Annotated in this window: 10 protein-coding genes; all 10 read right to left on the bottom strand. The window is 55.4% G+C overall.

Features of this window, described 5'->3' with window-relative positions; translation table 11 throughout:
• Nucleotides 1-278: 278 nt before the first annotated feature.
• A complete protein-coding gene (locus ASB66_RS19765; protein ID WP_081089191.1) occupies nt 279-3,410 on the bottom strand; it encodes an efflux RND transporter permease subunit in 3,132 nt (1,043 codons plus the stop codon).
• Complete coding sequence (locus ASB66_RS19770) at nt 3,407-4,564, bottom strand: efflux RND transporter periplasmic adaptor subunit (RefSeq protein ID WP_081089192.1); 1,158 nt, start codon at nt 4,562-4,564, stop codon at nt 3,407-3,409. Before ASB66_RS19770 ends, ASB66_RS19765 begins: the two co-directional genes overlap by 4 nt.
• Nucleotides 4,565-4,867: 303 nt before the next feature.
• Complete coding sequence (locus ASB66_RS19775; protein WP_060719981.1) at nt 4,868-5,803, bottom strand: choline/ethanolamine kinase family protein; 936 nt, start codon at nt 5,801-5,803, stop codon at nt 4,868-4,870.
• A 15-nt stretch (nt 5,804-5,818) separates the two neighbouring features.
• Complete coding sequence (locus tag ASB66_RS19780) at nt 5,819-6,784, bottom strand: phosphotransferase (protein ID WP_060719982.1); 966 nt, start codon at nt 6,782-6,784, stop codon at nt 5,819-5,821.
• Nucleotides 6,781-8,076, bottom strand: coding sequence for a Zn-dependent hydrolase (locus ASB66_RS19785; protein ID WP_060719983.1), 1,296 nt, complete (start codon nt 8,074-8,076; stop codon nt 6,781-6,783). The genes ASB66_RS19780 and ASB66_RS19785 overlap by 4 nt, the downstream gene beginning before the upstream one ends.
• Entirely contained in the window at nt 8,069-8,830 is a 762-nt protein-coding gene (locus tag ASB66_RS19790; protein ID WP_060719984.1) for a DeoR/GlpR family DNA-binding transcription regulator, read from the bottom strand. Before ASB66_RS19790 ends, ASB66_RS19785 begins: the two co-directional genes overlap by 8 nt.
• Nucleotides 8,831-8,885: 55 nt before the next feature.
• Entirely contained in the window at nt 8,886-10,727 is a 1,842-nt protein-coding gene (locus tag ASB66_RS19795) for an ABC transporter ATP-binding protein (protein WP_060719985.1), read from the bottom strand.
• Nucleotides 10,727-11,644 carry an ABC transporter permease gene (locus ASB66_RS19800; protein WP_060719986.1) on the bottom strand — a complete coding sequence of 306 codons (918 nt, stop codon included), beginning with the start codon at nt 11,642-11,644 and terminating at the stop codon, nt 10,727-10,729. Before ASB66_RS19800 ends, ASB66_RS19795 begins: the two co-directional genes overlap by 1 nt.
• Entirely contained in the window at nt 11,644-12,624 is a 981-nt protein-coding gene (locus ASB66_RS19805) for an ABC transporter permease (RefSeq protein WP_060720104.1), read from the bottom strand. Before ASB66_RS19805 ends, ASB66_RS19800 begins: the two co-directional genes overlap by 1 nt.
• A gap of 82 nt (nt 12,625-12,706) precedes the next feature.
• Entirely contained in the window at nt 12,707-14,293 is a 1,587-nt protein-coding gene (locus ASB66_RS19810; protein ID WP_060719987.1) for an ABC transporter substrate-binding protein, read from the bottom strand.
• Nucleotides 14,294-14,297: the final 4 nt, after the last annotated feature.

A 14,297-nucleotide genomic window follows, 5' to 3' on the forward strand; every position in this document is an offset into this window, starting at 1 on the left:
TATCGAGGGAAGTGTAGAAATGAGAATTGGCTCCTTAACCGCGATGCACATATGGGCCGTGTGCAAGACAGCGTGGATCATCTCCTCGTCAGCACGACTGGCGCTAATGAAAACTCGCTGAAAATGCGACCTCCACTCGGCTGCCAAGCGGAGCATATCGATCGCTTGTGGTCGACAAAAGACTTTGAATATTCCGCCCTCGATCCGACTCTTAAATGCCAGCATAAAAGACCTAGTATAGGTTCATCGCCAAAGAATTACGACACGACCATTTCCTGTTAAACCGACACACTTAGTCTCTGTTTTTTTCGCTGACGCAACTGATCGAGCAGCAAGTAAATCACCGGCGTCGTATAAAGGGTGAGTAACTGGCTGACCAGCAGACCACCAACTATGGCGTAACCTAACGGTTGGCGCAGTTCCGATCCGGAGCCGTGACCAATTGCAAGGGGAAGGCCGCCCAAAAGGGCCGCCATAGTGGTCATGAGGATCGGACGAAACCGCATATGCGCTGCTTTGACAATCGCCTCTTCGCTGCTCAACCCTTCGTTCTTCTCGGCGTTAATCGCAAAATCAACCAGCATGATACCGTTTTTCTTGACGATCCCGATCAGCAGAATAACCCCGATCATCGCCACAAGCCCAAAATCGAATCCCGCCACTTGCAACGCCAGAAGCGCGCCGAGCCCAGCCGAGGGCAGGGTTGAAAGGATTGTCAGCGGATGGATAAGGCTTTCGTAGAGAACGCCGAGGATGATGTAGACCACGACAAGCGATGCAAGGATCAAGAACGGCACGGTTGCCAGTGATTCCTGAAAAGCCTTGGCGCTGCCCGAAAAACTCGCCTGCAACGATGCTGGCGGGTGCATGGTGGCCACCGCATTTTCGATTGCGGCTGTCGCCTCACCAAGCGCAACATTCGGGGCAAGATTGAAAGATACGGTCACCGCTGGTGATTGCCCTTGATGGGAAATGGACACTGGTGAGACGCCATTGGTCGTCCATTTGGCAACCACGGAAAGCGGGATCAGCGTTCCATTATTAGCTCTCAACGACAGGCGATCCAGTGTGGCGATATCCCGCTGCAGGTTTGGCAACACTTCCAGAACAACGTGGAACGTATCGCTCTGTGTGGAATAAGAGGCGACCTGACGCTGCCCAAAGGCGTCATAAAGGGTTTCATCGATGGTCGATGGCATCACCCCGTAAAGGGTGGCGGCAGCACGATCAATATGAATGGACAGGTTTGGCGCCTCGGCCTGCTGGTCGTTACCAACATCCCGCAATTGCGGCAATCCCTGCAACCGACTAGTGATTTTCGTGGACCAAGTCGCCAGTTCTGCAATATTGCCATCTTGAAGCGTGTATTGGTACTGGGTTTTGGCAGGCCGTGCACCAATATTGATATCCTGCGCTGACTGCATGAACAGCTTTATGCCCTGCTGAACATTCAAAGCTTCACCAAGCCGATCGATGACCTGCTTTGCGCTCACGCCGCGCTCCGAAAGCGGTTTCAGCGTGATGTTGACATGTCCCTGATTGAGAGCATTGCCGCCATTACCACCACCAATGTCCATAAACACGCTGTAGACGGCAGGATCTTTCAGAATAATAGCACTGACACGTTCCTGGAGCTTCGCCATTTCACTGAACGAGATGTCGGGAGATGCTTGAGATAAGCCCGCGATAAAGCCGGTATCCTGCTCAGGAAAAAAACCCTTCGGTGCAATTACAAACAGATAACCGGTCGCAACAATCGTGCCGATGAAAACCGCAAGTGTCATGTAACGATGGCGAATAACCGGCGTCAGGCTGCGGGCATAAAGCGAGAGAAGCCAATTAAAAAATGCCTCCCCAGCACGATAGAAGCGTCCGCGCCGCTGGGGAGGCGTCGCTCGTATGAAGCGTGAGGCCAGCATGGGTGTCAATGTCAGTGATACAAAGGCCGAGATGGCAATGGCAATGGTCAGCGTAACTGCAAACTCTCGAAACAATCGCCCAACAATGCCGCCGAGCAACAGGATCGGAATAAGCACGGCAATCAGCGACAAACTGATGGAAATGATCGTGAAGCCGATTTCGCCAGCGCCTTTGCGCGCTGCATCCACAGGCGGCATGCCATCCTCAATGTGGCGGGCAATGTTTTCAAGCATGACAATGGCGTCGTCCACGACAAAGCCGACAGCAACAACCAGTGCCATGAGCGATAAATTGTCGAGACTGAAGCCCAGCACCCACATAGGTGCTAGCGAACCAACCAGCGCAATAGGCAGAGTGAGCACAGGAATAATGGTAGTGCTCACACTGCGCAGAAACAGAAAAATCACCAGAACCACAAGGCCAACGGTGAGCATCAAGGTGAACTGCACGTCATCGACGGAGGCGCGAATGGTCGTGGTTCTGTCCGTCACCAATTCCAGCTTGATGGATCGTGGCAAAGAGGCTTGAAGGGCAGGGAGCTGTGATTTGACCGCATCGACTACGGCAATGACATTGGCTCCCGGTTGACGAAACACGTCCAGCGCTATGCCCCGCGTATTGTTGGTCCAATGGGCCATTTTGGCGTCTTCTGCGCCATCGACAGCCTGACCAATATCCCGGATGCGGACCGGCCCGCCATTGCGATAAGCAATGACGGCATCGTTCCATTCCGCACTGCTTGAAATCTGATCGTTTGTGTAAATTGGAAAACTACGGGTTGGATCGTCGATATTGCCCTTGGGCGCACTCAAGCTGAGATTACCGATCGCGGTGCGCACGTCTTCAAGCGTCACATCAGACTGTGCCAAGCGACCTGGATCGACCGCGATACGGATTGCAGGCTTTTGTTTGCCGCCAATATTCACGTAAGCGACACCGGAGACCTGGCCGATCTTCGACGCCACATTGCGCTCGATATATTCGTCGAGTTCGGGCAATGTCAGGCTGTCTGAGCTTGCCGAAAGCTGCATGATCGGGGCATCTGCCGGATTGACCTTATGGACTGTTGGCAGCGAAGACATGTCTTTAGGCAATTGCCCTGAGGCCTCGCTGATTGCTGTTTGCACATCGCTCGCTGCCGTCTGGATGTTCTCATCGAGAGAGAATTGAACCGTGATCGATGTTGTCCCGAGCGAGCTGGTCGAGGTCATTTCCGCGATGCCACTGACCCGGGACAAGGCCTGTTCGATAGGCTGGGCAACACTTGCCGCCATGGTATCCGGAGAGGCCCCAGGCAGGCTTGCCGCGATTTGCACCGTAGGAAAATCGATCTGCGGCAGTGCCGATACCGGCATAAAAGGATAGCAGATGGCGCCAATCAGGAATATCCCGACCATAATCAGTCCGGTAGCGACCGGGTGATCGATAAAAAAGTCAAAGAAGCTGGATTTTCTTGGCTGTTCGCTTTTAACACTACCAGCCAATGTCATTGGGAGACCTCGCCGGAAAGCTCGCCGATTGGCGATCCGGTCCACGGCGTGACCGCCACCGTCACCTTGTCAGCGATGCGGGATTGTCCATCCATGACGACCTGATCACCGGCGTTGATACCATCGGTGACCAAAGCCATCGCATCCGTAACAAAGGCCGTTTTCACGCTGCGTTTGCTGACTTTGTGATCCGCGCCAACAACGAAGGCATAGAGACCGTCACGGCCACGCGCCAGCGCCTTGTCCGGCACCACCACGCCCTTTCGCACTTCAACAGTCAATCGTGTCGCCACCGGCAGACCCGGCCAAAGCGCCCCGGTCTTGTTGTCGAATGTCGCACGCAGGTGAATAGAGCCGTTTGAGGAATCGACGGCATTATCAATGATGGTCAGCTTGCCCGTTGAAAGTTTTCTCGTACCATCCGTGGTTTCCAATTCCACATCTGCGATCCCGTCTTTTAACGCATCACGGATTTCGGCAAATCTATCACCAGGCGCAACAAAAGACACGCCTATCGGGTCCATCTGCGTCACCGTCACGATACCATTTGTGGATGTTGTACTGACAATGCTGCCGATATCGACCTGCTTGAAGCCTGTACGTCCAGTAAAGGGAGCTAGGATCGTCGCGAAACTGAGCTGCGTTTCAGCATTCCTGATCATGGCATCATCATACTGGACGGCTGCGGTATATTGCTGATTAGCAGCATTCTTTTGCTCCATCACGGAGAGAGAGGCCACTCCTTTTTCCGCAAGGGACGCATATCGCTCCGCATCCAATTTGGCGCTTCGCAACTGCGCTTCGTCCTGTGCCTTTTTCGCCTTTGCCGACACGAGGTTAGAGACGAGCTCGCGATTATCCAGCTTCAGCAAAACACTGCCTTTGTCGACTATCTCCCCTTCTGCGAAGGGTATCTCGACCACCTGGCCTTCGATGCGTGGTCTGACGATAACGGACTGAAGAGGTTCGATCGTGCCGATCCCATTGATGACACGGTGCATCGTCTCCATCTTCGCCGTTATAGCCGTGACAGGAATGATAGCATCATCCGCAGCTTGTACGGGACAGATGGATATACCAAGGGTGAGGGCGACAAGAACGGTAGAGGTAGAGAGTCTATCTTGTAATACAGCGCAAAATGAGCCCATCTTCATAAGAACTTCTCCGTCGGCGTTGCGCAGAAACGCAACACCACAATGTCGGTTCCGTTACAAATGAAAGATTAGTGACAGCACCTGGGATCAGCGATTTTTAGCACGAGATGGTAAGTTTTATCTTACCATTTGAAACTGAATCTCTGGACGCCAAAACAACTGATGCGACCACCCGGATACATCCCGCGGAACCTCTGGGTTGACGCGAGCGACCCGATTAAAGTTCAGGTGCGTATTTTTTTGCTGGGTACAGAAGATAATGTCGCGCCTAACCAACGATGATCCAAAAGCGAAAATCAATTCTTACAGGGATTTTAGAAAGTGCGGCCAGCGAGGGTCGTTTATAATGGAGCGCGCGCGCATATGTTTCCAGATTCCATATTTATAGAAATCGAAATCGAGCGTTGAAATCCGGTTCTGCACCATGGCCCAGGTGCTCCACTTTATGTCAGCCAAGGCCTTCAGCACGATGAAGCGGGCATGATAGCCGGTATCATAGTAGCCGAAGTAATCCTCGATGATTTCCCGATCGATTGCTTCCGAAAAGAACATTTCCCCACTCCAGATCGCCAGATCATAGAGGCGCTCATTGTTGGAGGCATATTCGAAATCGATGAGCTTGATCGATTTGTTCTCGCCAATCAGGAAGTTGCCGGGCATCGGATCATTGAAACAGGCAACGAGATCGAGGCCGGACGCCTCAAGAGCCATGCGTGCCTGTCTATACTGCCCTTGCAGCCATGTGTGATCAACGGGCCAATAGCCGCCCAACTCTTCCACTTGCGCATAGTGCTCGTCGATCATGTCAAAGACGGTTTTGGTCAGCGGCAGTTCTGGCGCCGCGTGAAAATCACGATAGAGGGAAACAGCTTTGTGGCGGATCTGCGGGTCGGCAAAGTCACGATGGGTGGATGGTCTGCGACCTTCGATGAATTCTGCAATTTCAATGTCCAAATGGGCGAGATAATCAAATGTGCGCGGCCCAATGCCGATGGTTTCGGCCTGTTTGCTGGCCGCCGCCGCCGCCTTGCGGTCAATAAACATTTCCGTACCACGGCCAGGAATTTTCAGGAAATAGGAGAGGGAATCTCCTTCCACCTCAATGCGAAAATTGGTGTTGCTGATACCGCCGAGAACGGCTCGATAGCGCAGTTTACGGCCTTGCCAGCCTGCGACTTGAGTGAGTGCAGCCTCCACGGCGTGCTCGGCATCGGTGGTCGCCATACCAATTTCGTTCATGATCCTACTCCTGTTTCAAATCGACCTGACCAGTTCCTCAAATCCGGGACGACCCAACAGCATTCTGCACCGCAGGAAACGCCATTCGGCATATTTCAGAAACTCGACGCTGCGTCGGGGAGAGCGCATTTCCAGAAGCATGCTGCGCAAGGCCCAATAGAAATCATCGGCTGCCGCGTACAGGCGGCAGCGGGCAAAGGCCTTGGTGGAAAAGGCCCCATCATGCATTTCAAGAAGTGGCTTCATTTGGCTCTCAAACTGGTAAAGCTCATTCATCTGCACCCCAAGCTGGTAATAGGGGTCCATGTCACCAGCCATATCGAAGTCCACCAGCTGCAATTGGCCGGACGCACCGATCATCACATTGGACGAATGCGGATCGCCGTGAGCCGCACAAAAATCAACACCAGCAGCAGAAATGGCGGAGTGGAGTGTCCTGGTCCAGGCATACATCCAGGACGCATCCCCCGGCAGCGGGGCTTGCAGAGTTTGCATGATGGCCCAAAGCCCATCGATCCCCTCGAAGACCGACCACGGCCTACCCAATAATGGGCCTGCGGCAATCGCCTTCTGCATTTTGATCAACTGCAATACGGGAGCCTCGTGCATGAGGTCGTCGATTTTCGCCGCCCGCCAGCCTTGTCCCAGACGCTCCCAAAGCATCGCCCTGTCGGGGGGGGAGCAGGCAATTGGTTTTGGTGAAAACCCGAGATCATGCAGGCGCGTTGCCGCCGCAAAAGAGATGGCATCATCCACCAGCTCTTTCGTTTCATCTCCGGCCACCTTCAGGAACAATGTCGGCTCAGTGCCATCAGGCGCGATGTCGAATGTGACGGATTCCACCGCATGATAAGACGGCGAAGCCACGGCAGGCAGCGCGACACGGTAGGTCAGGGTGTGCAAGGGGAGGGTGGTGAAACGCGATAAGGCGCGCTCAACGCGGGCTTCATCTTCATTGTCTGGTGTGCCGAGTGGTTTCATTGCGCCGCCTCATTGTGTTGCGCAGCCTCCAGCCCGTCGCAGGCAAGGCGATAGAGCATGTCGGCCAGAACCTGCGTGCCAAATGCCTGGTCTTGCGGTGTCGTGTATTCCGTGGGGTGATGAATGACGCCGTTCTGGCTGCGCACGGCAAGCACCACGGCTGGGCAAACAGCAGACAGCGCCACGGCGTCGTGGCCGCCGACCGTATCGAGATGACGCATCGGTTCGCCATAGCTTTTGGCCGTCTGTTCCGCCAGAGAAACCAGGCCGGACGCAAAATTGCCTGCCTTGCGCCGGTCAATGGAGCGTATTTCATAATCGATTTTAGCTTTTGCAGCAGCAGTTTCAGCGGCAACCTTCAGCTTCTGTTCGGCCTCCTCCAAAATCTCCGGCGAGGCAGATCGCAACTCGATGAACAACACGGCTTCCGCCGGAACGATATTGGGCGAATTGGGAAAAACCTCCAGACGGCCAACAGAGGTGTGAAGTTCAAGTCCGTAAGCGTCCACCATGGCCCGCAGATCGGCCATCAGATAGGCGGCACCCAACAGTGCATCCTTGCGCTCCGCCATCGGCGTTGGACCGGTGTGGGCCTGACAGCCGAGAAAAGCGAGGTGGTATTTTGTGGCCCCCCAGAAACGGGTGAAGGCCCCGAATTTCTCCTCAGCGTTAAACAGCGTGCTTGCACCTTCAATGTGCAGCTCGATCAAGGCGTCTGGCACGGGTACCTTGTCCTTGCCCGCATAGCCAATCTCCTGAAGCGACTGGCGAACCGTGACGCCGTTGCCATCAGCCCTGTCAAGTGCCCAGTCCAGTTCGGCCGCACCGGTAAAAACGCTGCTTCCCAACAGGCTCGGTTGAAACCGCGCACCTTCCTCATTTGTCCAGTTCACGACCTGGAAATTGCAGGCCGCAAGACGATTTTCCGCCGCCAATCGTTCGCGCACCGCCAAAACGGCCTCGCAGGCCGCAACGACACCCAGTGCTCCATCAAAACGCCCACCATTCGGCTGGCTGTCAATGTGAGAACCAACCATGACAACAGGGGCATTTGCCCCGGCCAGCGGTGCTGAACCAAACTGATTGCCAATGGCGTCCACGGATTGAACAAACCCATTTTCAGCAAACCAGGACGCAAGCCAGTCGCGCGCCCTGCCATCTTCCTGCGACAATGTAAGCCGGTTCATGGAACCGTCCGGACCGCCGCCGAAGGAAGACAATGTATCGACCATCGCCTGAAACCTCTTGGTATTAATAGGCGCTTTGGATGATTTTGGAGACGCTTCAGGCATTGATGATGTCCACGTTTGATTGCGAAAAATAATCGGAAAAGTCTTTGGGCAGCACACCGCTGGTCACCACGGCGTCAATGTCGCTCAGGCCAAAGGTATGGATAGAGCCAAGCCGTCCGAATTTTGAACTGTCCGCCACGATGATGGAGCGGCTGGCCTGCCCACGGGCAATGCGGCGCAGGACGGCTTCATCCTCGCCAAAGTCCATAAAGCCCCGTTCCAGATGGATGGCACTGATGGCGATGATCGCCAGGTCGAAAAAATGCTCCTTGAGGGCAGCAACCGTCTCGTGACCGTACGTCGCCTGATATTCCGGTCGCATGCGACCGCCCAGAACGCGCACACTGGCATCGGGGTAGGGGAAAAAATGGGCCGCAACCGCAATGGAATTGCTGACGATTGTCACATCCCTGCGGGATTCTAGATGTTTCAGGCAGGCCAGTGTCGTGGTGCCGGTATCGATGAAAATCTTCATGCCGTTTTCGACCATGGAGGCCGCAGCCTCACCGATGCGGGCTTTTTCCCGGGCGCTGACCCGGATACGCTCACCGAACGGTTGGTCGCTGTCATGTCCGTCGATCACGGCGCCACCATAGACCCGACGCGCATAGCCACGGATCTCCAATTCCTTCAAATCGCGACGGATGGATTCATGGCTGACCTGCAACTGCTCGGACAGTGCAACAACAGTCACTCTTTGATGCAGTTTCAGCATCTCCAGAATGTGTTTGATGCGGTTTTCCGTAAAACTCATGGGCTTGTTTTTTCCTGCTGTTCTCTGCCTGTTTCAATATGGAGTCTGTCTTTCGTCAGGGGCTAGCCTCTGCAAGCAATCCTTTGTCCGGCACTGTTCCAAAAATCGGATTGACGAGATGACAGGCGGCAAAATCCTGTTCTCCCCTGTCGGTCAGACTTGGACTGATTGTGCTGCATTTTTCCATGGCATGCGGACAGCGCGACTTAAAGCTGCATCCGTCCGGAATGTGGATCGGGCTGGGCGGCTCGCCTTCCAGCAGGCATTCCTGCGGCTGGTAGCGCCGCTCTTCCAGCGTTGGCATGGCGCTGAGCAGCGCTTTTGTATAGGGATGGCCCGGATCGAAAAACAACCGCTCGTTTTCCGCCAGTTCAAACACCTCACCCAGATACATCACCGCCACACGGTTGCAGACCTTGCGGACCATGGCCAGATCATGGGAGATGAAAATATAGGTGAGGTTGTAGTCCTTCTGCAACGTCTGGAACAGGTCAAGCAATTTGAACTGCTCGGCCTGATCGAGCGCCGACAGTGTTTCATCCATGATCAGAATTTCAGGTTCCAGCACCAGAGCGCGCGCCACATTGATGCGTTGACGCTGACCGGCGCTGAGCCCCAGTGGTAACTCCTCATAGAGCGCAGCAGGCAGGCCAACCTCGCCCATCACCTTCAGCACGCGCGTACGGATTGTTGCCTTGTCACGCCATCCATGGGTTCGTAGCGGCTCTTCCAGCATGCGGCCAACGGTGGTGCGGGGCGGCAGAGAGCCGAAGGGGTCCTGCAACACCATTTGCAGCGTGCTGCGAAACGCCAAAAGGTCCTTGCCGCCCAGCTGGGCAATGTCTTTGTCTTTGCACAGAACCTGACCGGAGCTTGGACGTTCGAGACGGCTCAACAGCCGCATCAGCGTGGATTTACCGCAGCCGGATTCGCCAACAATGGCGAAACTGTCACCTCTGCGAATATCAAACGTCACATTGCGCACCGCCCGCACGTTGTTGACCCCGCCAAGGCCGGTCTTCTTGCGAACCTTGTAGATCTGTGAGGCGTCACGCAGGCTGATCACCACCGGCCTGTCATCGTCGAGGCGTGCAACAGCGTTTTTTTCAAGCCAGATTTTCGGCGTCTGGGCCACCAGTTCGCGTGTGTAGGGATAGATTGGTGTGGCAATCAGGTTTTCTGCCGACTGTTCTTCAACGATCCGGCCATCCTCCATGACGAGAATGCGCGAACAGGCTTCACGCGCTACCGGAAGAGAGGAGGAAACAAACAAAACGGCCGTATCGAAATCAGCCGTCAGCTCTTTCATCAAACGGATCACCTGCGCCGCCACCGTCACATCCAGCGGTTGGGTGACGTTATCGGCAATCAGCAGCGCCGGATTGGTAATCAGCGCATCGACAATCAGGGCTCGCTGCATCATCCCGCCACTGAACTGGGATGGGTAATCATCAAAGCGGCTGCGTGCTGAGGGAATTCGCACGGCCTCCAGCAAGGAAATCACCCGCTTTTCCGCATCCCCATACGAGGTGCCGGGAACAACGGCCCGCAGCTTTTCAACAATCTGAGCACCAACCGACAAGGTCGGATCAAGAGCCCCCATTGGGTTAGACCCGACATAGGCCACGCGGCGACGCAATTTGCGCATTTCTGCCGCACCAATAGCAAAAATATCTGTGCCCTCAAACAGCACCTGTCCCGACTGCACGCTCAGCGGCGGCTCCAACCAGTTGACCACGGCCTTTGACAATACCGTTTTGCCCGCACCGCTGGCACCAACAACGCCAACGATCTCGCGGGGCTGTAATTTGAACGATATGCCGTCAAGAATCCGGCGCTGTTCGGCGTGGCCAGCCGTGACCACTAGATCTTTGAGTTCAAGAAGCGGGGGTGTCATTATTCAGCGCCTCCGTGAATGGTGTTTCTTGCCCGTTCCAGCGATGCGCCAACCAGATTGATACTGGTGAGCATCAGGCCGAGGAAAATTCCGGGCATGGTGGCAATCCACCAGGCGTTGAGCAGATATTTGCGTCCATCCGCGATGATATTGCCAAAGGTCGGCGTCGGTGGCTGAACACCAAGGCCAAGAAAGCCCAGAATGGATTCGAAAATCATCATCCGCGCCACATCCAGCACCGAGATGAACAGCACGGGCGGCAGCAGTAGCGGCACGAGCAGCGTCAGGATAATGCGCAGGTCTGTGGAGCCACCGAGCTTTGAGGCACGGACATATTCCCCCTGTCGCTCCGTCATCACAATGCTACGCATGATGCGGGCATAGACCGGCCAATTGGATAGCCCTAGTACAAGAATGATCGCCGGAATGGTCGGACGCGATACGCCCAGAACCGAGATGGCCAGAATGATCATCGGGATCGATAGTTGCGCATCGGTCAGGCGCATGATGATTGCATCGGTGCGTCCGCCAAAATAGCCGGCAAGCGTGCCAAGCGCGCAACCGATAATCAGCATCACCACGACAGAGGATACGCCAATCAGAAACGAATAGCGCAAGCCCACCAGTGAGCGGACCAGCATGTCACGACCAATCTGATCGGTGCCAAGTGGATGGGCAAAACTCCAGGTCTCACCAATGAACAGGGGGGGAAGCAGCCGGGCACGCACGTTCATTTTTGTCGGGTCGAGACCGCTCAGTTCGGGATAGAGTGCCGCTGCGAGAGCCAGCAGCAGAAAGATGGCAACGCCAATGCGAAAACCCGGTGTGGAAGAGGCCTTGTCATAGATCCGTCGGGGGATCGATCGGGACAGGGCAGGTGCCATGATGGCCGAAGGGGCTGGGCTGGTGAAGGTCATCAGTATTCGAGCCTCGGATCAATGGTGGTGGCAACAAGATCAACGAGGATGTTGATCAGCACGAAGATGGCGCTGGTAACGATGGCAATGCCCTGGATCAGCGGAAAATCCCGTTGCAGCACGGCGTTGATGGTCAGCAGGCCAAGGCCGGGGTAATCGAAGATATATTCAACGATGATCACGCCGCCGAGCAGGCTGGAAAATTGCACGCCCAGCAGATTGAGCAGCGGCACGGACGCATTGCGCAGCGCATGATTGGCAATGATGCGGCTGTTGCTCAGGCCGCGAACCCGCCCAACCGACACGTAAGGCTCCATCATCTGGGCGGAGACGGAACTGACCAGCGTGCGGATCAACACCGGCGCAAGTTCGACAGCCAGGACGATGGCGGGCAGGATCGTATAGGCAAAACCCTGATAGCCGATGGCCGGAAGCCAGCCGAGCTTGACCGAAAACAGCAAGGCAAGCACGATTCCGAGCCAGAAATTCGGCAGGGATATGAAGATCGAGGAGATATAGAAGGCCAGCTTGTCCGGCCATCGCCCCGGTGCCAACCCTCCGGCCACGCCGACAATACTGGAAAATATCAGGGCGATGACAAGCGTGACCGCTGCAAGTTGCAAGGTCATGGGCAAGGCACCAAAAATCAGAGTGAAAACCTTGGCGCGCTCGCCGCGCGTTGTATCGTTGAAACTCGAGCCGCCTGTTGCCGCGCCATTGGCGGGGCGCACAAAGGATTCGCCAAGATCACCCTGCACCACGCCAGACATATAGCGCCCGAACTGAACGAGGATCGGATCACGCAATCCCATATCCTTGGCGATTTTCTCGATCAGGGCTTCAGGGGCCATGCCGCCCGCCATCATGCGCACGGGATCGCCTGGCACCACCCGAAGCAGGGTGAAGATCAGCAAAGACACCAGAAAAATAATAATCGCACCTTGAAACAGCCGTCTGACGAGGAAATTCAATGCGAACATCGGCATGCACTCCGCTTCGGTCCTGATGGTCGCCGCACGCTGAAATCTCCGGCGTGCGGCCAGTCTTACGTCCGATGCAGCATCATGCAGCGGGCTTTGAAGCGTCCATGGACCCGTCTGGATAAATGTAGAGGCCTTCCTTGAACTCCTTTTGCATGGCGTGGATCATGACAGAGGTGAACAGCGATAGGGCCGGCATTTTCGAAGCGATCAAAGGCATCGTTTCGGATTGCAGAACTTTCTTGCGCTCTTCCAGGGTTGCAGCATTGCGCTCCTTGTCGAGGCTTGCATCAATGTCCTTGTCGACAATGCCGCAAATGCGCTTGGAGCTTGAATGGAAGTGCGTTCGCAGAACAAGATCGGGCTCCGGTGATGCCGTTGACCAGCCGCAATCGACCATATGGCCGGGTCCGCCGCCTGGGCGATCGTACAATTGTTCGTTCCATGCCGCAGGCTCCAGCACGGTCAGGCTGACGGGGAAGCCCTGTTCGTTCAGCATGCCTGTCAGCACCTCGCCATATTCCTTGGTCTTGGGATAGAACCCAACCGAGGTAATATATTCGAGCGGTGGCAAGCCCTTGCCGTTTGGAAAGCCTGCTTCAGCAAGCAGTGCCTGGCACTTTTCTGGATCGTATTTCGGATAATTTTCCAGATCGACATAGCCGAACTTGACTGGCGACACGAAGTTGGACGACGCATGACCTGCCGATCCGAGCACTTCGAGGATCATGTCACGGTCGATGGCGTGGCAAGCTGCCAGCCGCACCCGCGGATCGTTGAAAGGCGGCTTGGAGCACCGGAACCAAAGATATTTGTTTTCAACCGAAACAACCTCGTTGATGGCGATTTGCGGATTGCCTTTCAGCGTCGCCACCTGTTCTGGCTCCAGACGCTCGACAATCGAAGCCTGACCATTCATCAGCGACAGCATACGCGTGGTGGAATCGCCAGTGAAGGTAAAGTTGATGCCGGGAATGCCTGGCTTGCCTTTGAAATAGCCATCGAAAGCGGCCATTACCGTGTCATTGCCGCGCTGCTCAACGAATTTGAACGGTCCCGTGCCATTCAAGCGTTGAGAGAGAACACCACCTGGACCGCCTGCAACGTCTCTTGCCGACATGATGGGAAGGAAAGAGGCGAGGAAGATGAAGAGATGGGCCGGATAACCACCCTTGGACGTGTCGATGATGACGGTGTAATCGTCCGGTGTCTCAATCGTGAGGGTTTCGGTCGGCCCTGGATACCATTGGGCCGGACGATCGGCCCTGGAGCCATATTCAAAAGTGGCCTTGACATCTTCGGCCTTGAAAGGCTTGCCATCATGGAACGTGATGCCCTGTCGCAGCTTGATCTGCAACCGATGTGCATCCAGCAGTTTGATGTCGGTTGCCAGTTCGTAGACCACCTCACCGGGATTATCGAGCTTCATTGGCGAGCGCGTCAGAAAGCCCATGACGAACCCCTCGATATTTTTCTGCGAGAGCGTCGTGTGGGCCGTCGGGTCCCAGTTGCCGGTGATATTTTCGGCAGAGAGAAACGTCATGACCTTGCCCGACTGGGCAAAGGCGGAGGAAATGAAGAAGTCGGGGTTCATCTGCATAAAGCCTGCGGCAGCGGCCGCCCCGACGGTTCCTTGCAGGAAGCGACGGCGATTGATCTCTGAACTCATAGGT

Origin of the sequence: Gillisella vitis, assembly GCF_001541345.2 — a bacterium.
Classification (GTDB): Bacteria; Pseudomonadota; Alphaproteobacteria; order Rhizobiales; family Rhizobiaceae; genus Allorhizobium; species Allorhizobium vitis.